The 21,253-nt window shown below is 43.4% G+C and carries 16 protein-coding genes and 1 tRNA gene; 10 read left to right on the plus strand and 7 right to left on the minus strand.

All coding sequences use genetic code 11. The features are described 5' to 3' along the window. Positions 1-19: 19 nt before the first annotated feature. From IDJ76_RS13015 to IDJ76_RS13030, 4 genes are all read right to left on the minus strand, one after another. The gene (locus IDJ76_RS13015; protein ID WP_191163770.1) at positions 20-862 is read right to left on the minus strand and encodes a ferritin-like domain-containing protein; all 843 of its coding nucleotides are present in this window, start codon (positions 860-862) and stop codon (positions 20-22) included. Between the two features lie 11 nt (positions 863-873). Beyond that, complete coding sequence (locus IDJ76_RS13020) at positions 874-1,560, minus strand: ferritin-like domain-containing protein (protein WP_191163771.1); 687 nt, start codon at positions 1,558-1,560, stop codon at positions 874-876. A 191-nt stretch (positions 1,561-1,751) separates the two neighbouring features. Further along, entirely contained in the window at positions 1,752-2,603 is an 852-nt protein-coding gene (locus tag IDJ76_RS13025; protein WP_191163772.1) for a ferritin-like domain-containing protein, read from the minus strand. Between the two features lie 25 nt (positions 2,604-2,628). Then, complete coding sequence (locus IDJ76_RS13030; RefSeq protein ID WP_191163773.1) at positions 2,629-3,309, minus strand: ferritin-like domain-containing protein; 681 nt, start codon at positions 3,307-3,309, stop codon at positions 2,629-2,631. 440 nt (positions 3,310-3,749) lie between these two features. Here IDJ76_RS13030 and IDJ76_RS13035 point away from each other — a divergent pair, with 440 nt between their 5' ends. From IDJ76_RS13035 to IDJ76_RS13065, 7 genes are all read left to right on the plus strand, one after another. Next, complete coding sequence (locus tag IDJ76_RS13035; RefSeq protein WP_191163774.1) at positions 3,750-4,061, plus strand: hypothetical protein; 312 nt, start codon at positions 3,750-3,752, stop codon at positions 4,059-4,061. 98 nt (positions 4,062-4,159) lie between these two features. Then, positions 4,160-4,234, plus strand: a tRNA-Val gene (locus IDJ76_RS13040). Positions 4,235-4,777: 543 nt separating this feature from the next. Beyond that, entirely contained in the window at positions 4,778-7,606 is a 2,829-nt protein-coding gene (locus IDJ76_RS13045; protein WP_191163775.1) for a TonB-dependent receptor, read from the plus strand. An 11-nt stretch (positions 7,607-7,617) separates the two neighbouring features. Beyond that, a complete protein-coding gene (locus IDJ76_RS13050) occupies positions 7,618-9,039 on the plus strand; it encodes a hypothetical protein (RefSeq protein WP_191163776.1) in 1,422 nt (473 codons plus the stop codon). Positions 9,040-9,056: 17 nt separating this feature from the next. After that, a complete protein-coding gene (locus tag IDJ76_RS13055; RefSeq protein WP_191163777.1) occupies positions 9,057-9,614 on the plus strand; it encodes a histidine phosphatase family protein in 558 nt (185 codons plus the stop codon). Between the two features lie 576 nt (positions 9,615-10,190). Beyond that, complete coding sequence (locus IDJ76_RS13060) at positions 10,191-13,445, plus strand: SusC/RagA family TonB-linked outer membrane protein (protein WP_191163778.1); 3,255 nt, start codon at positions 10,191-10,193, stop codon at positions 13,443-13,445. Between the two features lie 10 nt (positions 13,446-13,455). Then, positions 13,456-14,880, plus strand: a complete 1,425-nt coding sequence (locus tag IDJ76_RS13065) for a SusD/RagB family nutrient-binding outer membrane lipoprotein (RefSeq protein WP_191163779.1) — start codon at positions 13,456-13,458, stop codon at positions 14,878-14,880. A 172-nt stretch (positions 14,881-15,052) separates the two neighbouring features. Here the strand turns inward: IDJ76_RS13065 and IDJ76_RS13070 are convergent, their stop codons facing one another. Continuing rightward, entirely contained in the window at positions 15,053-15,334 is a 282-nt protein-coding gene (locus IDJ76_RS13070; RefSeq protein WP_191163780.1) for an ATP-dependent Clp protease adaptor ClpS, read from the minus strand. Positions 15,335-15,440: 106 nt separating this feature from the next. On the opposite strand from IDJ76_RS13070, the gene IDJ76_RS13075 reads away from it, so the two are divergent. Then, positions 15,441-16,319: a hypothetical protein gene (locus tag IDJ76_RS13075; RefSeq protein ID WP_191163781.1), complete on the plus strand. Its 879-nt coding sequence runs from the start codon at positions 15,441-15,443 to the stop codon at positions 16,317-16,319. A 76-nt stretch (positions 16,320-16,395) separates the two neighbouring features. Here the strand turns inward: IDJ76_RS13075 and IDJ76_RS13080 are convergent, their stop codons facing one another. Together IDJ76_RS13080 and dcd are read right to left on the minus strand one after the other, a co-directional pair. After that, positions 16,396-18,819 carry a TonB-dependent receptor plug domain-containing protein gene (locus IDJ76_RS13080; protein ID WP_191163782.1) on the minus strand — a complete coding sequence of 808 codons (2,424 nt, stop codon included), beginning with the start codon at positions 18,817-18,819 and terminating at the stop codon, positions 16,396-16,398. Between the two features lie 68 nt (positions 18,820-18,887). Continuing rightward, a complete protein-coding gene (gene dcd / locus IDJ76_RS13085) occupies positions 18,888-19,424 on the minus strand; it encodes a dCTP deaminase (protein ID WP_191163783.1) in 537 nt (178 codons plus the stop codon). Between the two features lie 451 nt (positions 19,425-19,875). Between dcd and IDJ76_RS13090 the strand changes: the two genes are divergently transcribed. After that, positions 19,876-20,514, plus strand: coding sequence for a 4'-phosphopantetheinyl transferase family protein (locus tag IDJ76_RS13090; RefSeq protein WP_191163784.1), 639 nt, complete (start codon positions 19,876-19,878; stop codon positions 20,512-20,514). Beyond that, positions 20,514-21,251: a lipoyl(octanoyl) transferase LipB gene (gene lipB / locus IDJ76_RS13095; RefSeq protein ID WP_191163785.1), complete on the plus strand. Its 738-nt coding sequence runs from the start codon at positions 20,514-20,516 to the stop codon at positions 21,249-21,251. The genes IDJ76_RS13090 and lipB overlap by 1 nt, the downstream gene beginning before the upstream one ends. Positions 21,252-21,253: the final 2 nt, after the last annotated feature.

Genomic DNA, 21,253 nt, shown 5'->3' on the forward strand with positions numbered 1-21,253 from the left:
TTATATAATACTTGTCAGCTTATCTTTTTACCAGGAACGTACCTGACAATAAGGCTAATACCTGATCTTTAGTTAACGGCTCATCAAATGATGCAGTAACTACACCAATGCTGCCTAAGCTTTTCAAATCAACGCCACCTTGTACAGTGTTTTCTTCGCCGGCATAGTTGCCGTCAACACCTGCAACGCCGGTATCATTACCTAATGATGCAGTACTAACTATCCATGGTTTGGTGGTAGTTGCGCCGCGATTAAAACGCAATTGGCGGATAGCTGATGCGTGGCGTGCCTCAACAGCGTGGATAGATAAAGCTGCTGTTAATACAGTTTTGTTACCTGCTAAAAAGCCTGCCTGGCCTTTGTAGGCACGTACACCTGTATCTTCAAATGCCTGTGCTACTGTTAAAAATAAATCGTAGTTGGTAAATGCACCTGCATATGGGCCAGTTCCAGAACCATTACCACCAGAAAGATCAATAGCAGGTTTGCTGATAGCAGTACCACCTGACGAATTGATCACGGTTCTTAAGAAATTAACGTGGTTATTCTCATCACGGGCGATGTTAGCCATATAGGCTGAGTTTGCAGCCGGGATAACACCTCTTGACGTGCCAACATTGTAATACTCGGCTTCCAGGTATTCTAATGTTAATGCATAATTTAATACATCGAACACACTTGGTGTTGCAGTTTGGCCGTATGCCTTTTTAAACAAAGTACCTAATGCAAATGGCATAGCAGCAACCGCTACCTTTGAGCCAAAGCTGGTTATATTTTTTATAGCCGCCCTGCGAGGGTTTAAACGCTCGTGTATCTCTGGGTCAACTTTTTCTATTTCGTCTATTATTTCAAATAAATTCATGGCGATGTTAATTAAGCGTAGTATTGGAAATTAGGTGCAGTAACTTTGGTTTTCAGGTAACCATTTGCGGCCGTAAGTACTTCGGCAATGGTATTGCTGTAATTTAAACCATTTGCATCAACCTGGTCACTGGCAACAAAGCTGCCCGGGGTGATCAGGTTAGAGATCAAAGCCGCATGGCGTGCCTCGACAGATACTATCTTACCTGCAATAAGAAGGTAATTTGTATCCTGGATAAGATAACCTGCGCCGTCATAAGCACGCACACCGGTATCTTCAAACAATTTAGCTGCACCCAAAACGCTTGCACGGTCGCTGAAGTTAATTTTGCTGAAATCCGGCGTTAAAGCCTGGATAGCGCTGCTGCCTAAAGCGGTTTTGAAAAAATCACGGTGTAAAACTTCATGATCTTTAATATCTGTAAGATATGCAGTTTCGGTAGTAGTGATGCCACTGTAAGGTGTTGCAATTACCTGGAGGTAAAAAGCCGCTTCTAACTGTTCTAATGCATAGGCAAAGTTTAAAACGCCCATATCACCTGAACCAATATCGTTACTGTTGCTTCGCTCCGAATAGTCTTTTTTACATGATGCTGCACCTAATACGGCAACTGCCGCCGCCCCGGTACCGGCATAGCGCAGGAAAGACCTCCTGGCCATGTTAGCTCCGCCTGTTGTTAAGTCGAGTTCTGTTTTCATAATTAATTTTTAGCTGTAGAATGCTTAGATATATGTTTATTATAATGCTTAACAACAAAAAATTAACTCCTGTTTTAATTTCTTAACAAACTTGTTATAGCGATTTGAAGTATATAGAAACACAAATCTTAAAACAAAAAGCGGCTTCCGGATATATCCGGAAGCCGCTCATATGTAATATGTTACTTAACTTAACTAACAATGAATGAACCAACTAAAAGGGCCAATACCTGGTCTTTAGTTAAAGGCTCATCAAATGATGCTGTAGCTACCGATGCAGATGCACCAAGTGCAGTCATCAGGTTTACACCACCTTGGGTTACATTTTCTTCACCTGCGTAGTTACCATTAGCAACAGCAACACCGGTATCGTTACCTAAAGTAGTTGTGCTTCTGATCCATGGGCGGGTGTTAAGATCGTAACCCAAATCGTAGCGTAATTTACGTACTGCCGATGCGTGGCGTGCCTCTACCGCGTGGATAGATAATGCGGCTGTTAATACCACCTGGTTGCCTAATAATGCAGGTGCCTGGCCTTTGTAGGCACGTACACCTGTATCTTCAAACACCTGTGCTACTGCAAGGAATATTTTGTAATCAGAAAATACGGTTGGGAACGGGCCGTTACCTTTGTTGTTACCACCTGTAAAATCAACCGTTGGCGCGGTTACCGGGGTGCCGCCTAAAGATTTGATCACACCCTGAAGGAATGTTACGTGTACACTCTCATCCTGGGTTATTTTACCAACATAAGCCTGGCCTGCCGCCGGTACTAAACCTGCAGTTTTCATACCCTTATCATAAAAACCTGCTTCAAGATACTCTAATGTTAAAGCAAAGTTTAAAACATCAATAACACCGGCTGTTGATGTTTGTCCGTATGCTTTTTTAAACATGGTGCCTAAAGCAAATGGCATTGCTGCGAAGGCTACTTTTGAGCCAAAGCTGGTTATATTTTTGATCGCTGCACGACGGGGGTTCAACCTGTCATATATCTCGGGATCAACTTTTTCTATTTCGTCTACTATTTCAAATAAATTCATGGCGATTCGTGATTGTGATTAATGATTAAAATTTAGATGCTGATACTTTAGTTTTCAGGAACCCGTTTGCACCGGCAAGTACATCCTTAATAGAAGCTGCTTTGTTTAAGCCATTTGCATCTACCTGGTCACTTGCAGCAAAACTGCCCGCAACAAGAAGGTTAGATATCAATGCCGCATGCCTTGCTTCAACAGATACAATTTTGCCTGCGATAGTTAAATAGCCGGCATCTTTAATCAAATAACCAGCGCCGTCATAAGCAGTAACACCTGTATCTTCTAATAATTTTGCTGCGGATAATACACTCGTACGATCGCTGAAGTTGATTGAACTAAAATCGGTAGTTAAACCAATAATAGCGCTTGTTCCCAGGGCCGCTTTAAAGAAATCGCGGTGTAAAACTTCGTGATCACGAATATCTGTAAGGTAAGATGTTTCGATAGATGAAATACCGCTGTAAGGTGTAGCGATTACTTGCAGGTAAAAAGCTGCCTCTAATTGCTCTAACGCATACGCGTAATTTAAAATGCCAATATCGCCCGAACCGATATCTATAGTTCCGTCTACAGTTACGCCGCGATCTTTCTTACAAGATGCTGCTACTCCCATTACGGCAACTGTTGCAGCGCTGGCACCGGCATAGCGCAAAAAAGACCTCCGGGCCATATTTGCTTCGCCTAATGATTGATTAATTTCTGGTTTCATAAGTTAAATAGATTTGTGCTTTTGTTGGGTTTAATCGTTTTGATTTTAAATCACTTACGCACAGCTATTATCGGCGGTTTTTGTTACCGGGCTTATTTAATAGAGCAAAATGAAGTATATAGCAAAGCGGAATGTAAATGCACAAAAAAGGCCGAAAGACTCTCGCAGTATTTCGGCCCTACATCTACCTATGAAAAACACCCTTTGGGAAGGGTATTAAACCTAATTCAATTGCCGTGCCCAATTTGAAAACGTGCTCTATTAACTATAAAAGTACTTTTTAACTATTATTCCATTTTAACCTGTAGAAATACATTCACGGAATTTGGAGAATATTTCCCCACTGGGGTTTTAATTAAATTTTATGAAACACAATTAAGGATTATGAAGTTATGCTACAAGACCCAACCTTATACTCATCATAATTAGAGCGATTAACCATGGACCATAATGTATATTTATTGGCTACAGACCCCCACGACGCGTGCCGCGACGTTATACACTCCAGAGACACCGGCTTAAAGATTAGGGTTTATTGCATCAGCGAAGAGCAATTTCGAGCAGATAGCAGCGAAATTCAACTATATGGTTATGCAGGTGAAAAGCTTTATGCATTTGAAACCATTAATATTACTGCCGATGACGCGCTCGATGTAGTGGGTGCGATACAGTGGTATGCCGAATACATTGACTACCCTGATATGGAAATTTTACCTGAAGACCCTCGTCCGGGTCACGAAATAGCTATGTAGCCAAACGCAATTGGTTGTATATCTACACCTTATTAATTATTTGAAATTATTTTTTGAAGTTTTAACGGCTATTTCTATATTTGCAATCCTAAAACGAAGGGAGTTTAGCTCAGCTGGTTCAGAGCATCTGCCTTACAAGCAGAGGGTCACTGGTTCGAACCCAGTAACTCCCACTTAATAAAAGCCTCTTAGAGATAATCTAAGGGGTTTTTTGTTTTTATACCACTCAATTTAATGTATATTTTCTTAATGTTTCCGGTACCAAAGTAAGTAACGACATGCGATTGATAAATTTATGGTACACTAAAAGCTGATTGAAAGGCTACTATACCGAAAAGACAATTCAGTGAGGATGTTGTATAGATTGCCGTTCCGGATAGAAGATTTCATGTGACCAACAAAAAATTAATAAAGCGACTTGGCAGGCAGGCCGATAATCTATTGTTCGTTAAAAACCATAAACCTGTGCCTATTGAATAGTTACCAGATGCGATGGCTGCGAATGGCATTGCGCTAATATTGCTTATAGATCAACAAGCAACGACTTGGAATATACGCTCGCGATTGGTACCCGTATTTCAAACAATAAACCGTGAAAAAAGCAGATGATGTTACGTTAATGTTATCAATGCATTACGGAATTCTGATTTGTGATTTAATTCAGAAAATACACAGAATTGACGGGGTTACTTGCGGAAAATTAACCCCCGCTCCGTATGAAGTTTATACACTTTTACAAAAAAATCCTTTTTCTTTTATTCACCATCTTATCATTTTCCTCCGCATTGATAGCACAAACTATTGAGGGAAGAGTAACTGATGCACACACCGGCGAGACCTTGCCGGGTGCCACAGTTCACTTAACGCAAAATGGTACCAGCAAATACACATCGGTGGGTTTGAATGGCACTTACCGATTTAAAAAAATTGCAACAGGCCCTTATCAGATCAGGGTTAACTATGTTGGTTACGCAGCCTCTAAAGTATTTGAAGGCAACTTATCAGCCGCAACCGAGCTCAGAATTGTAAACATTGCTTTAACTGATGCGAGCACACAAATGAGCGAAGTAAAAGTTACTGCCCAGGCAAACAAAGAAACTGATAGAAATGCACGTGGCCTTGAAAAAAGTGCCCCGATGGTAATGAATATCCTATCGTCAAACACCATTCAGCTACTGCCTGATGTTACTGTAGGCAATGCACTACAGCGGGTAAGCGGTGTAACCATACAGCGTTCGGCTAACGGCGAGGGCCGCTATGCCATTATTCGCGGCATGGACCAGCGGTATAACTCAACGTTGGTGAACGGTATTAAAATCCCAAGTCCTGATCCAAGCTATCGTTTTGTACCGATGGATATTTTCCCTTCGGAAATGCTGGAACGACTTGAAGTGATCAAAGCCCTTACTCCGGGTATGGAGGGTGATGCGATTGGTGGCGCCATGAATTTGGTTATGAAAAGCGCGCCTTATCATTTTACTTTAAGCGCTAATGCCTCTGCAGGTTTTTCGTCATTGTTTTCTAACGGAAGGCTGTTCAGTGCTTTTAACTCATCGCCTAACATGAAATCGCCGGCAATGATAAACGGCAATAATTATGCGGCAATGCCTGCTGATTTCAGCAACCGTGCTTATACCAGTCAGCATAGCCTTAACAATCCGTTAAGTTCAACAGCCGGTTTGACTATAGGCGATAGGTTCCTGAATAATAAATTAGGTGTTATCATCTCTGGTAGCTACCAGAATATCTACCGCGGCTCAAACTCTAAACAGTTAACACCAAATGCGCAGCCGTCGGCCATACCATTGCCAAACTCTCCGCAGTTTTCTGATGCTTATGACCGAGCCTACTCTACCCAAACACAGCGTTTAGGTTTGCATAATAAAATCGATTATGTCATCAACGACAGAAACAAGATCTCGTTATATAACCTTTACATTCATCAAAACGAATACGAATCAAGGATCACTTCAGACACTTTAGGCCTTGGTTTAAACTCCACTAACTTAAGCAAACAGATCACACTTGCTAACAGGAATACCTTAACAAAACAGAATATTTACAACGGGACGCTGCATGGTGAGCATATCATCAGCGATAAATTCCGACTAAACTGGGACGGTATCTATTCAATAGCTTCGAGGCACATGCCTGACCGTACAGAATTTGCATACGATGCCAATAAATCATTAAATGCGTTAGGCCAGGTGACTACTGAAATTGATAACAACACCAAGCTTACCCATCACTGGGAAAATAACCGTGACCGCGACCTGTCTGGATATGCCAACTTCTTTTACACACCAAAAATTGCGGGTACAGATGTTGAATTTGCGTTAGGTGGTTTGTATCGCCATAAGTTAAGAGATGCCGATTACATTACTTACTCTTTAACAGGTGGTAAATCAACCTTATTCAGTAATAATTTCGCCGCTATTCCTTTCGCTTTTAATTCGGCGGCAGATGGTATCGGTAGCAATAATCCCGATCTGCAAAACAACTACAATGTACGTGAAGATGATAATGCCGAGTACCTGCAGGTAAAATTCAATCCCTTCCCCAAATTACAGGTGTTGGGTGGTGTAAGGATCGAAAATACTTATATGACCTATGAAACCCAATCGCCGGCTACGGTTACCCAACGCAGCGGTACCATTATCTACAGCGATTTCTTGCCAAGTATACATTTGAAATACGCGTTAACAGATAAGCAGAACATTAGGGCATCGTACTTCGCATCTATTAGCCGCCCCGGTTTTGGTGAGCTGGTGCCTTACAAAGTATCGGGCGAGTATTATGATCAGGTTGGTAATCCGCTGTTGAAACATATCACAGCCGATAACTATGATTTACGCTACGAACTTTTTCCCGGCGGGTCTGACCAAATATTGATCGGCACGTTCTACAAAAAGATCTACAACCCTATCGAGTATTTCGTAGTGCGCGACGGCGGCCCAAGTTCACAGGTGATTAAGCCGCAAAATGATGCAGGCAATGCTACTAATTACGGTGCAGAGGTATTAGCAACCAAGTTCTTCGGGCTTATAGGTTTTTCGGTAAACTATACGTACACCCACTCACGGATCACAACAAACAAATTATTGTATGTTAATGACCCTGCTGCGGGTTCTATACAAACTTTAGTTGATGAAACCCGCCCTTTACAAGGCCAGGCAAACCATGTAGGTAATGCATCCATATTATTTAAGAGCGTTAAGCTTGGTTTAGATATGCAGGCAGCATTTGTTTACACAGGTGAGCGCCTAACCCAGGTATCACCTTATGCTAACCTTGATTTTTACCAGCATGCATATAACCAATTGGATTTTTCGTTCGAGAAAACCATTGGTAAAAAGCTTTCTTTTTATGGAAAGATCAACAACATTACAAACGCCGCCAGCAAAATATATTTAAAGTTCCCACATGGCAGCCTCGATGCTAAACAACAGGAATTTTTAGGTAAACAGGATATAGCTGCACAAACCTTAGTACAAAGCGATTACTATAAAACATCATTTCTTGGTGGTTTAAGATATAAATTATAAAAAACAAAACGATGAAAAGATTCATTTCCCCCATATTTTGCATCATTATACTGGCTGTATTAAGCAGCTGCCAGAAATGGAAAGGCGAGCACACAGATATTTATAGCTATACACCACCCGCAGCAAACCCGGTAAGCGATGCCGCCCCGCTCTCTTGCAGTGGTGGTAGTACAGTAGTGCCGGTAAAGGGAACTATGCTCTCTGGTAAGACTTACACCGTAGCCGATGGATGCGATCTTGTAATTAACCCTACTGATACATTATTAATGCAGCCGGGTGTAACCTTAAACATGGGTTTGGGCAGCAGTATAATTGCATTAGGCACTTTGGTAAGTAATGGATCAAAAGATCAGCCTAACTATATTACCGTTGCTGGTGTTACCAAGAATGACATTCCTGGTGGCTTATTACCTGTTAACGACCCTGCTTACGCGGGTAAGTGGAAAGGTATTATTGGCGGCCCTACTTGCAATTTGATGGTGTTGAGGTGGACGCACGTTGAATATGCCGGCTTAACAGAGGGTAAGGCAACGTCAACCATTGCGGGCGCTGGTACAGGTAACCAGTTTAGTATATTGTTTGCTAATTATAAAGGCAGCTTCATTATGGAAGACTCGTGGTTGTATGGTGGGGTAGATGACCCTATTCGTATCTCGGCCGGTAAACTGGCTATCTTCCGTAGTACATTCGAAAAAAATGGTGTAAGCGGCGGCGATTGCATTAATATGAAAGGCGGTACGGTAGGCACATTGGCTTACAACTTATTTATAGGTACCGCAACAAACGGCCAGAAGGCGTCAAACAAAGGCCAGGCAACTGGTGCACCGCAAACCAATATTGTGATGTACAACAATACATTTATCAGCGGTGGCTACCGGCAGGTACAGAGCGGCCGTGGGGGCTCTGTTAACTTTGAAGAAGGTGCAGCAGGTATGTACTATAATAACGTAGCCGTAAACTGCAAATACGGTTACCGTGTTGTTGGCAGCCCTATTGCTGATATTGCTCACTTAACTTACGGTAACAACTATCAATACGCCGATTCTGTAAGCGTGGCAAACCAATTTTATCCAACTGGTTATATCACCCAACCGCAACCAACAGATTTCCCTTCAATCACATCTACCGCCAAATACCTCCCCGCAAGTTACAGTTTGGGTTCTATTTATGATGGTATAGATGTGGTTCAAAAAAGCGCGCCGATGTTTCTTAACTTCCCGCTACCGGTAACACGCCCATTTGCGCAATACAGCGCCATAGGCAGCTTTAACTTCAGGCTAAAGCCAAATTCGCCGCTAATTGGAAAAGGCAACACAGCCATAAAACCGTTAATTACTGTACCTATGGATAAAATTTACGGGCTGGCAGATGCCACCCCTCCGGGTGCAGACCTTGGCGCTTATCAACTGAACGGAACCGGTAACTTACACTAACAACTAATCATTAGCAGATGAGGAATTTATTCAAAATGTTATTTGTTGTGTTCGCGATACCTATCGTTAATGCAAATATAGCTTGGGCGCAGTCGGCAAATTTGAAAGTTGTTTTCATACGTCATGCGGAAAAACCTGTAAAAGGAGATAACCTCACCTGCCAGGGCTATAACAGATCGGTAAAATTACCGGCAGTAATTATCGGGAAGTTTGGTGTACCTGCTTATACCTACGTACCCACTTTAGGGATTGGGGAGGTTACTAAGCATGCGCGTATGTTTGAAACCATTGTACCGCTTGCGGCAAAATATAATCTTACTATCAATAGCGCCCGTACAGAGAAAGACACCGCGGGTGTAGCTGCGGATATCAAAACAAAATCGGGTATAGTGCTGGTGGCCTGGAACCATAAAACAATAGCGGCCATCATCAGAAATTTAGGTGTGAAAGATGAAAGTCTGGTATGGCCGGACGATGATTATGACACCATCTGGATAGTGAGTTTTAAAAATGGTGTTGCCTTATTAACGCGTGATAAAGAAAACATTAATCCGGGCACAGATTGTAATTTTTAATCCGACTAGCTGTCTTTAAGAAGCCCCATTCAGGTAAGAATGGGGCTTTTTCATATTGGCCTATACAAACTTGGGCAGTCATCAACTTTTTCACTACATCTTTTTTATACAGCGAGTCAAACCGCAATGCGACTTTTCCCATAACTTTAGATTTGGCTTAATATCGCATAGTTTCTCCAGCCTTTCAGTTTGTGTCATAGCTTTCCTTGCCCTTGAATATCCTTATACCCGTAGAATGCATTGTCTCGCTTAAAGAACCCTCCCTTCGCCAAAAAAAGTCTACTAAATTAATAGCTATTAAAATTGTTACAATTGGCGCCCTGCCGGTAACTGGCTACTTTCTTAAATTTTACAAATAGCTGATTTATATAAAATTAGCATCAATCGATAATTGATTTTAAAATAATACACTTTCTCTTTAGGTATAAGCATATCGACCAAAACTACAATTTGTTGATGTTCAATTAACCATATAGGCATTGCAGTTAATAAATACTTGATAATTTATTCTAATTTTAACTTTTATATAATACTCATTTATGCAGAATCTTTAATTAATAATCAAAACAGCCTCTTATGAAAAAACATCTCCTAACTATGCTGTGCTTAACGTGGTTTAGTATATCACTTTTGCAGGCGCAAAACATCACAGTAACCGGCAGGGTTACCGGCAAAGACGACGGCCTGTCCGTTATCGGCGCAAGTGTCGGGATCAAAGGAACTACCACCGGCACACAAACTAATACCGAAGGTAAATACTCCCTTTCTGTTCCCACCGGCACGGTATTAACGTTTAGTTATATAGGTTATGCTCCGCAAGATGTCACCGTAAATGGCCCGGTAGTAAACGTAGTACTGGCAACATCGGCTAAACAACTTGGCGAAGTAATAGTAACCGGTGCGCTTGGACTTACCCGTACGCGAAACCAGCAAGCTTATGCTGCGCAACAGGTTTCGGGCGAAGAGGTAAGCAAAACCCGTTCATCAAACTTTGTTGAAGGCCTATCCGGAAAAGTATCGGGTTTAGAGATCAGGCAGAACAATAGCCTAGGTGCGTCAACAAACGTAGTGATCCGCGGTTCTAAATCAATTTTCAATTCCAATCAGGCACTTTTCGTGGTTGATGGTGTGCCATTTAACAATGGAGCGCCATCCGGCTCTACGATTAACTCGGCCGATCAGCGCACAGGGCGTGGCGGGTACGATTATGGTAGCCCGGTTCAGGATATCAACCCGGATAATATTGAATCTGTTACAGTATTAAAGGGAGCAGCGGCGAGTGCGTTGTACGGCTCGCAAGGCGCAAACGGGGTAATATTGATCACCACCAAAAAAGCCAGAAAAGGCTTAGGTATTGTGGTGAATGCCGGCGTAAGCGTAGGTGCTATAGATAAATCAACCTTTACCAAATATCAAAAGGAATATGGCGGCGGCTATGGCCCGGGCTATGAAGACCCTACCGGTTATTTTTGGTACAGGGATGTTAATGGCGACGGCCAGCCAGACCTGGTTACACCGTTAACGGAAGATGCATCGTACGGTGCAAAATTCGACCCGAATTTAAAAGTATACCAATGGAACGCCTTTTATAAAGGCTTGCCAACCTACGGCCAGGCTACGCCATGGATGGCGGCAGCAAACGACCCGTCTACCTTTTTTGTGAAGCCTGTTTCAAACAGCCAAAGCATCTTTATTACCAACGGTGGCGATAACGGCTCATTTAAATTAGGTTATACCCGCAACAGCGATAACGGTATTTTGCCAAATAGCAACATATTGAAAAATGCGGTTAACTTTTCTGGTTCTTTTAATATCACCAATAAATTAACTGCTGCTGCATCTATTGATTATACCCGGACCGACGGTTTGGGCAGATACGGCACAGGCTACCAGTCAGAGAACGTGGTAGGTAACTTTAGGCAATGGTGGCAGGTAAATACAGATATTAAGCAATTAAAAGATGCTTACTATAATAGCCTTGCCCAGGGCGAAAACGGTAACGCTACTTGGAACCTGAGTAACTTTAACAACCCAACGGCTATTTACTGGGATAACCCTTACTTTGGCCGCTATCAAAATTATGAAACAGATACTCGTAACCGTTATTTCGGTAACGTGTCATTAAATTATAAGGCAACAAGCTGGTTAAATATCTTAGGCCGTGTAACGGTTGATAACTGGAACCAATTACAGGACGAGCGCCGCGCTGTTGGTGCAACGGGTGTATCCAGCTACTCGAGGCGCAATACAGGTTGGAACGAAACCGACTTTGACCTGATTGGCAGTGTAAATAAAAATTTTGGTAAAGATTTTAACTTTAAGGCTGTTGCGGGTACCAATATCCGTAAACAACGCTACCAGGATATTTTTGCCGCAACAAACGGCGGCTTGGTTGTACCTAATGTTTACGCCTTATCGAACTCCTTAAATACGCCCAATGCCCCGGTAGAGGCGGATCAACGCAGGGAAGTTAACGGGATCTATGCAGGGACTACCTTAACCTGGAAAAATACCTACACCATTGATGGTACCTTACGCCGTGACGTAGCCTCGACACTACCCAAGGGCAATAACGCATATTATTACCCTGCCGTATCGGCTGGCTTTGTGTTCTCTGAATTATTGAAGGATTACAGTTGGTTATCATACGGAAAGTTACGTGCCAACTACGCAGAGGTGGGCAACGATGCGCCTATTTACAGCACTATAGATACTTACACATTAGGCACGCCAATTAACGGCGCACCTCAAGCGATTGTTAATTCTACCAAAAATAACCCGCTATTGAAGCCTGAGCGTACAACAAGCTCGGAGTATGGCGTTGAAATGCAGTTTTTTAATAGCAGAGTAGGTTTTGATGCGACTTATTATATAAACAAAACGGTCGATCAGATCATACCTGTTACCACATCGTCGGCAACGGGTTATAGTGCAGCTTACCTAAACTCGGGTACGGTACAAAATAAAGGGGTTGAATTAACCCTTAACGGATGGCCGGTACGTAACAAAGACTTTTCATGGAAAGTTGATGTTAACTTCACCAAAAACAACAGTAAGGTACTTGAGTTATTTAAAGATGCAACGGGCCAGCAGGCACAAAACTTGCAAATAGGTTCTTTCCAGGGTGGTGTAACCATCAATGCTTCTTTAGGGCAGCCGCTGGGCACTATCCGCGGTACCGACTTTGTTTATCTTAATGGACAAAAAGTAGTAGGCGATGATGGTTACTATCTGCAAACCGGTACCGCTAATAACGTGATTGGCAATAGTAACCCAAAATGGATTGGTGGTATCAACAACAGCTTTAGGTATAAGAATTTTACATTAAGTTTCCTGGTTGATATCCGCAAGGGTGGCAGCGTATTCTCGCTCGATACTTATTACGGGTTTGACACCGGCTTATATCCGGAAACTGCGGGCTTGAACGACTTGGGTAACCCTTCACGCTTACCTATTGCACAGGGTGGCGGTGTTGTTGTTAAAGGGGTAACTGCCGATGGGCAACCTAATAAAACCCGCGTAGAAAACACCGGCTCGGGCTTATATGGTTATGAAACAAACCCTAACGCAGCATTTGTTTATGATGCAGGTTATGTGAAATTAAGGCAGGCACTTATCTCTTACAGCTTTCCGCAGCGTATCGTATCTAAACTGGGTGCAGTGAAAGGGATCGACCTTTCGCTGATAGGCCGCAACTTATGGATCATCCATAAGAACTTGCCTTATGCCGATCCGGAAGAAAGCTTGAGCTCGGGCAATTTGCAGGGATATCAATCTGGTGCATACCCTGCTGTAAGGACAGTTTCACTTAACGCTAAATTCACTTTTTAACAAAACCCCGATGAAAAAAATCATAATCTCAGTTATCCCCTTATTGTTTTTTGGGGCCTGCAAAAAAGATATAACCAGCCTTAATGTTAACCCAAAGCAGCCGGCATCGGTGCCTGCTACCGCATTGTTTACACAGGCACAAAATACATTGGCCAGTACCCTTGCCTCGTCAAACGTTTATCTAAACACTTTCAGGCTGATAGAGCAGCAATGGCAGGAAACCACCTACATAACCGAAAGCAATTATAACATTAAGGATAACAAGATCCCCGATGGTATTTGGGATGCCTACTATCGTGATGTGCTGGAGCCGTTCGAACAGGCAAAAGCAGGGTTTGCAGCATCAAAGACGCTATCTGCCGATGAAATAAAATCAGACGTAGCCATTACAGATATGATGCAGGTTTATAGCTACTATTACCTGGTAACTACTTTTGGTAACATCCCTTACACGGATGCGTTAAAGGTTGATAATAAATTCCCTAAGTACGATGATGCGCTAACCGTTTACAATGCGCTGCTTACGCGCCTTGATGCGGACATAGCCAACCTTACTACCGCACAGACTTTGAATAACGCCGATCAGATATACGGTGGTGATATTGCCAGCTGGAAATTATTTGGTAATAGCTTTAAATTAAAAATGGGCATGACCCTGGCAGATGCGGATAATACCAAAGCAAAGGCTGTGGTAGAGGCTGCAGTAGCTTCAGGTGTTTTTACCAGTAACGCAAATAATGCCAACTTTAAGTTTGCGCTAAACCCGCCAAACACCAACCCGGTTTGGGTGGACCTGGTACAAAGCGGCAGGCTTGATTTTATAGCGTCGAAAACTATTGTTGATAATTTAACAACTACGACTGACCCAAGACTGGCCCTTTATTTCACTACCGATGTAAGCGGCTCTTACTCTGGCGGGCGCCCTGGTACCAAAAATAGTTACGATGCGTTTTCAAAGCCAAGCACTACCTTAACGGCGCCAAATTTCCCGGGCTTATTGCTTGATTACGCCGAAACAGAGTTTAACCTGGCCGAAGCTGTTGAGCGAGGCTATAACGTTGGCGGTACTGCTGCAAGCCATTATAGCAATGGCGTAACTGCCTCTGTACTTTATTGGGGCGGCACTGCGGCTACCGCAAGTACGTATCTGGCTAAAACTTCTGTAGCTTATGCAACAGCAACAGGCACCTATAAACAAAAGATTGGCTACCAAAAATGGTTGGCACTTTACAACCGCGGTTGGGACGCCTGGATAGAAAACCGCAGGTTAGACTACCCGCAGTTACCTGCGCCAGCTAACCCTGTAAGCACATTCCCCGTGCGCTTTACTTACCCGGTTAGCGAGCAAAACGTTAATACCGTAAATTACACGGATGCATCCGGCAAAATTGGAAGCGACGCGGTAACTACCAAACTGTTTTTTGATAAAAACTAATGCTAAGCGTTATTTAATTAAAGGGGCTGCCGTTGGTAGCCCCTTTTTTAATAAACTATTTTGGTGGGCATTTAATTAAACTCTGCCAATGCGATTTATATCAACAAAAAATCCCTGCCGGTTAGGCAAGGATCATATTTATTTTAAGCGCAGCTCAACGGTAGTACATTATTTATTCGACCGTAACGGTTAAACCTTCCTGCTGTAATATCTTACGGTAAACTTCCATTTCGGTAAATGAACCTTCCAATACGGCGCATTTGCCTTCGTTATGCACCTTCCAGGCAATTTTTTCTCCCTGGCTTTCGGTATAATCCAGATATTTCATCATACAATGGATAACATGCTCAAAACTATTATGATCATCATTCCATAATATAAGGCGGTGCATTTCTTTAAGCCCGGCTAGTATCTCTTCAAGCGTGAGCGTTTCTTCCTGTACTTCAGTTGGCATATGTAATGACAAATTTACTTAAAATCAGTAATAAAAGTGTTAAAATGATGTTTAAACGATTTAAATAAAAATCGTTCAAGCTAAATTTATCACTTAAAAGCCCCAAATGAAACAGAACCTCCCCCTACTTTTTTGCGCCCTCACTATGGCCATTACCGGCACCGCCAACGCACAATCAAATAAACCCGGCAATATGCTTGCGCCACCCGCCAGAGTTTTGGTAGACGGCAGCCTGAAAGAATGGGGCGACAGCCTGCGTTATATAAACGACGAGAAAAAGATCCCGTATACATTAGCTAACGACCAGGAGAATCTTTACGTAGCCATTCGCATTAGCGACCGTACCGAGCAGGCCCGCATCCTGAATGCCGGTATTACCATAAGCATCGACCCAAAGGGAAAAAAGAAGGAGGCCTTTACCATGACCTTCCCGCTGAGTGACCCCGGCACAAAAACGCAGTTAGGCTACCGTAAAGATGACAATGGCGATTTAAGCCAGCAGGACCGCGACGAACTGATGCGTGAACGCATCACCACCCTGCGCAATATTAAAGTAACAGGCTTTAAGGATGTGGCATATGAGATGATCACCACATCAAACACTTACGGTTTTAAAGCCGCCGTTGACTACGATAAAGATGGCAAACTGGTGTGCGAGGCAGCCATACCGTTAAAATTCTTTCATGCAGATAGCCCATCAAAAAACGAATGGGCTTTTAACTTCAAGATCAACGGCGTGCAAAAACCTGCGGCAGGCGGCCCGGGCGGTGAAAATCCCGGTGGCGGCATGGGGGGTGGCCGTGGCGGAAGAGGCGGCGGTGGCGGAATGGGTGGGGGAGGAATGGGCGGCGGTCGTGGTGGTATGGGCGGCGGCGGAAGAGGCGGCCGTGGTGGTGCACGCGGAAATAGCGAGTCGAACAGCTTTGACCGCAGCGAACTGTTTAAGTCGGTTGACTTTTGGGAGAAGTTTTACCTGGCGAAATGATAAGTAAAAGTCAAAATTTAAAAGTAAAAACCGGAGAAGGTGATTTTTAATTTTGACTTTTACATTTTGAATTAACCTACTCCACCTTATACCGATATACCTGCCTGCCAATATTGCCCTCATTATCTACACCTTCAATAATTACCCGGTAGCTTCCTTTGCTGCCAGCGTTAAAGTAATCGAAAGAGGCTTTGCCGTCACTGCCGGTGTTTACACTGGGGTTCCAATAAATGGTGCTGCGCAGATCGGCCAATTGTTTGTTCTCTTTAGGTGTATTGTAATCAGGCGAATAGAATGTACGCTCTTTTAAATAACCTTTAGGGTAAGTAACCTTGATGCCACGACCGGTAATTGGCCCGTCGTAGGTTTCAGTATCGCCGCCGCGTTTGGTAGTAATAAGCATGACACCGCTACCACCCCTGCCGCCGTAAATACTGGTAGAAGCGCCGTTACGCAATACCTCTATAGCTTGTATATCATTGTAGTTAATGCTGTTAATAAAGTCAGCATCTACATAAATGCCATCTAATATTACCTGCATGGGCCTGTTAAAAGAACGGGTTGAATAGGGGATGCCGTTACGGAAAGTAACCCCAACCAATCGCCCCTGTAAACAATCGGATATGCGAATACAGCCCAACTGGAGGTCTTTCCCTAATATCACCTGGTCGGCGTTACCGGGGCCATTCAAATTAGCGGAGTATTTAAGCGCCTGCTTTTTGGCCCGAATAATCACCTCCCGTAGGGGTATCACATGGTTACCTACGCCAAAGCGCATTTGTGCCTGGTAAAGCGCCTTACTGGCACCTGCATAAACCGACAGATCAGCCGTACGGGTAATCACCGTATAAGTGCTTCCAATTGGCGGGGCGATAGAGTCCATCTTGATCACTACATCCTTTTTGTTTTTATCGGTACGGGCCTGCAAAATAAACCGTACGCTATCGGGAAAAGTTAAATTAGTGAATGCGAACCTACCGCGGGCGTCAGTCACTGCATCCATGGTGTACTCAATATTATCAAAATCTATCAGTTTTATTTTGGCATTAGCAACGGGTTTGCCGCCGGGTGTATTTACGGTACCGTAAACCTGTAAGGCCTTTTCCGGGTCAAAAGTATTAGCGGGCAAACTACCGTTCATAATCTCTTTCCAATCGAAACGGCGGTAACCTTGCGTAAGCATTAGTAAATCAAGGTCGGCACGTGTTTTATTATTGAAGTTATTAAAGTAATAGGCGAGTTGTTCTACGTACCCCTTCAAATCTGAAGTAAGCAGCAGCGATGCCATGATATTATTTTCGTCATCATCGTTAAAAGGAACTTTGCTTTCATCGATAACCGCTACCGAAAAACTCCCCGCGGCAGGTTTGCCATTATCGGCAGCAACAGTAAATTGTACCTTTTGGCGCGGGGCAGAAGTTTGCAAATTGCCCGCTAAACTCAGCCTTAACTTGTCGGGCTGCTGAATAAATACCAACCGCTCGTTCATCGGCTCACCCCCGGCAGAAAATAAAGTAAATTGGACAATCCCAGCAGGTAACGTACTCTTCGATATTGATGTAAGGCCAGGTTTAGCTTTGCTACTGTAATACACCTTGCCGTTGCTTTGCCCTATGAGTAACACATTATCGCTTTGATTACGTGCGGAAATTTTTATTTGCAGATTTTGCGTGTTGCTGTTGTCTACAGATAATACATAACCTTGATCAGATACAGCGGGCAATTTTACTACTTGTGTAACGCCGCTGGTGTAAATAATATTAGCGGTATAGGTGTTGCCGGCAACAGGCGTCAGCTCAAACATCCCCATCCCTAAATGGCTGCTTGTAAATTGTGCTACTTGTTTGCCGTTGTTGTCGGTGATAGTGCCTTTTGCTTCTTCAGATAAGCCATCGGCACCAATGGCTTTAAAGGCAACCTTAGTGGGGATGCCCGCAACTAAATTGCCACTCTCCGGGAAGAATTGCGTACCAAACTTCCCCGCCTGGAAATTGGCAACGGTAATACTTTTTACCGGTGTTTTATCTGCAGAATTATTACTGCTTAAGGTATTGTTGATGATGCTTAACGGCCGGTCGAAAAAGTAATCGCTGCCCGCATTACGCGTGTAATTAGTGTAAGCGCGAATATGGTAACTGCCGCCGCGTAGTGTGTCGGGCAGGGCAAAATCGCCTGCGGCGGTACCGTCTTTTAGCGCAAGTTTTACAGATTGTTTAACAACCCCGTTAGCATCCAGCAGATCAACATTTACAATGCCGCTTATCGTGGTTAGTTGATGTTTTAAGCCTGCGGTTACATAGGCTTTAAACCAAATATCGTCGCCGGCGGCATAATAAGGCTTATCCAGGTGGAGATAAACTTTCTCGATTGGGCGCTCACTGCCCCACCGGTTTATTTGCTGTACTATTTGATCAATAGGGTCGTCATAAACGGCAAAGCCCAACAGGCCGCTTAAACCTATCGCAGCTATAAATCCAAAAAAGAAACGTTTGTGTGCCATATTACTACAAGGTATGCATTATAACAACGCTAATTGCCTGCATTCCTTATAGATACAACGGTTTAGAGTTAGAATTTGTTCTTCCACATCATACTCTCAACCGGGCGTGTGGTTTTATTATTGTATTTGGCGTTATCCTTGGTGTTGTAAAGCGTTTCTATCTCGCCTTCCACAGCAAAATAGATCAACTGACCAATCGGCATCCCTGCATAGATCTTTACTGGCTGCGCGCAGGAGATCTCCAGTGTCCAGGTATTGCAAAAACCTACGTCGCCCTTGCCTGCGGTAGCATGAATGTCGATACCTAAGCGGCCTGTGCTTGATTTGCCCTCCAGAAAGGGAACATGCTGATGGGTTTCGGTGTACTCCACCGTAACACCCAGGTAAAGCGTATTGGGCTGCAGCACAAATCCCTCTTTAGGGATCTCAAAACCGATGATCTCATTGTGCAGTTTGGCATCCAGCACGCGGTCTTTATAAGTGGCCAGGTGTTTGCCTAAATGTACGTCGTAAGAGTTTGTTCCCAGGCATTCGCGTTTAAAGGGTTCAATAATAATGGAACCTTTTTCTATCTCTTCAAGAATGCGTTTGTCTGATAATATCATAGCCTGTTTTTACGGGAGGGCTAAATTATTACTAATTAGGCTAACCGCCAATAGCGGGTTGTAAACAAGCGTTAATAAAAGCAGTGCATAAAAAAACCGCCGGCGCATAAGCACCGGCGGCACAAATTAAACCACCAAAGGCAGTTTACATCCACTCACATTCTCACCGCTTTGGATGTTCTCTTTATAGGGTTATTAACCCCTAATGTTTTTTGCTACGGGCACTTTCTCAACTAAGCGCTGTTTCATACAACCTTCTGTTAAAGCAACGGCTATTAAAATAGCAGCAGCTATGTAAATTTTTTTCATTGTGATGGTAATGCAGGGTCTGGTATTATTTTATTACCCTATTGACGTAAGTTTATAGCCAAGTGTTACAACGCGAAACAACTTTCTTAATTATTATATTTACCTGATATATCTTTACTATCCTTTTTGCAATTTTACCTTTATGGCTATAGCTTACCGACAACAGGTGGATGATGATACAGAGTTTGCGCTTTGGCGAATTGAAGAGACTGCCGAAGAGCTTTACAAACAACTGCAATTAGACGACGCGGAAAAAGCCTTTACCAAACAATTAAGTAAAAGCAAACGCTACCTGCATTGGCTGGGCACCAGGGTATTACTGCGTAAAATGCTGCGTACCGATGAATATATTGATTGTAAGATCGATGCCCATGGCAAACCGTACCTGGTAAGCCTGCCGTACCATATTTCGTTAAGCCACTCTTTTGACTATGCCGCCGTAATGATCAGTAAGAGCGGGCAGGTTGGAATTGATATTGAGCAGATAAAAGAAAAAGTGGAGCGAATTGCCCATAAATTTATGCGGCCCGAAGAACAGGCTTTTATAGATCAGCAGCATAAGATAGACCACCTGTATGTTTGCTGGTGCGCTAAAGAATCGGTTTATAAATGCTACGGACAAAAAGAGGTATCATTTGCCGACAACATTTTTTTGCAGCCTTTCGATTATGCTAACGAGGGCGCGTTACAGGCCACCTTGGATAAGGATACGATAAACTTTAACTTTACCGTAAATTACCTGAAGTATGAAGATTACATGATAGGGTATGTGAAGGCTTAATGATGAAGAACAAAAAAGTTATTTTACAGGATTGGGGCTTAACCGATTATAAAGAGGCCTGGGACAGACAGGAAAGTATCTTTGCGGAAACTGTAAAACTGAAAACCGAGATCCGTAACCGTCAGGTGGCCGTGCTGGCCGGGGCTGACGAACCCGCAGACGAGGTCGTTACACCGAATTACCTGATATTTTGCGAACACCCTCATGTGTATACCTTAGGTAAAAGCGGTAAAGCCGAGCATTTACTTTTGGACGAGAGCGGATTGAAGGAAAAGCAAGCTGCTTATTACGCTATTAACCGGGGCGGCGATATCACTTACCATGGTCCCGGCCAGATAGTTAGCTACCCTATACTTGATCTGGATAACTTTTTTACCGATATCCATCTGTATCTGCGCACACTGGAGGAAGCCGTTATTTTAACCCTTGCCAATTATGGTTTAAAGGCGGGCCGTTACCCCGGCTATACCGGTGTTTGGTTTGATGCCGATAACGAAAAAGCCCGCAAGATTTGCGCAATGGGCGTGCGGTGCAGCCGTTGGGTTACCATGCATGGCCTGGCATTTAATGTAAACCCCAGTCTCGATTATTTTAAGAACATTGTTCCCTGCGGTATTGATGATAAAGCGGTAACGTCTATGCAGCAGGAATTGGGCCGCGAGGTGGATATCGACGAAGTAAAAAACATCCTTACGCACCACATTTCCGTACTTTTTGGTATGGAGATCGTGAAATGAAA

Source organism: Mucilaginibacter glaciei (assembly GCF_014773245.1).
Lineage (GTDB): Bacteria > Bacteroidota > Bacteroidia > Sphingobacteriales > Sphingobacteriaceae > Mucilaginibacter > Mucilaginibacter glaciei.

Excerpts from the sequence above, each read along its gene's own strand:
- IDJ76_RS13015 (WP_191163770.1), bottom strand. The coding sequence starts at position 862 with ATGAATTTATTTGAAATAATAGACGAAATAGAAAAAGTTGACCCAGAG.
- IDJ76_RS13020 (WP_191163771.1), bottom strand. The coding sequence starts at position 1,560 with ATGAAAACAGAACTCGACTTAACAACAGGCGGAGCTAACATGGCCAGG.
- IDJ76_RS13025 (WP_191163772.1), bottom strand. The coding sequence starts at position 2,603 with ATGAATTTATTTGAAATAGTAGACGAAATAGAAAAAGTTGATCCCGAG.
- IDJ76_RS13030 (WP_191163773.1), bottom strand. The coding sequence starts at position 3,309 with ATGAAACCAGAAATTAATCAATCATTAGGCGAAGCAAATATGGCCCGG.
- IDJ76_RS13035 (WP_191163774.1), top strand. The coding sequence starts at position 3,750 with ATGGACCATAATGTATATTTATTGGCTACAGACCCCCACGACGCGTGC.
- IDJ76_RS13045 (WP_191163775.1), top strand. The coding sequence starts at position 4,778 with ATGAAGTTTATACACTTTTACAAAAAAATCCTTTTTCTTTTATTCACC.
- IDJ76_RS13050 (WP_191163776.1), top strand. The coding sequence starts at position 7,618 with ATGAAAAGATTCATTTCCCCCATATTTTGCATCATTATACTGGCTGTA.
- IDJ76_RS13055 (WP_191163777.1), top strand. The coding sequence starts at position 9,057 with ATGAGGAATTTATTCAAAATGTTATTTGTTGTGTTCGCGATACCTATC.
- IDJ76_RS13060 (WP_191163778.1), top strand. The coding sequence starts at position 10,191 with ATGAAAAAACATCTCCTAACTATGCTGTGCTTAACGTGGTTTAGTATA.
- IDJ76_RS13065 (WP_191163779.1), top strand. The coding sequence starts at position 13,456 with ATGAAAAAAATCATAATCTCAGTTATCCCCTTATTGTTTTTTGGGGCC.
- IDJ76_RS13070 (WP_191163780.1), bottom strand. The coding sequence starts at position 15,334 with ATGCCAACTGAAGTACAGGAAGAAACGCTCACGCTTGAAGAGATACTA.
- IDJ76_RS13075 (WP_191163781.1), top strand. The coding sequence starts at position 15,441 with ATGAAACAGAACCTCCCCCTACTTTTTTGCGCCCTCACTATGGCCATT.
- IDJ76_RS13080 (WP_191163782.1), bottom strand. The coding sequence starts at position 18,819 with ATGGCACACAAACGTTTCTTTTTTGGATTTATAGCTGCGATAGGTTTA.
- dcd (WP_191163783.1), bottom strand. The coding sequence starts at position 19,424 with ATGATATTATCAGACAAACGCATTCTTGAAGAGATAGAAAAAGGTTCC.
- IDJ76_RS13090 (WP_191163784.1), top strand. The coding sequence starts at position 19,876 with ATGGCTATAGCTTACCGACAACAGGTGGATGATGATACAGAGTTTGCG.
- lipB (WP_191163785.1), top strand. The coding sequence starts at position 20,514 with ATGATGAAGAACAAAAAAGTTATTTTACAGGATTGGGGCTTAACCGAT.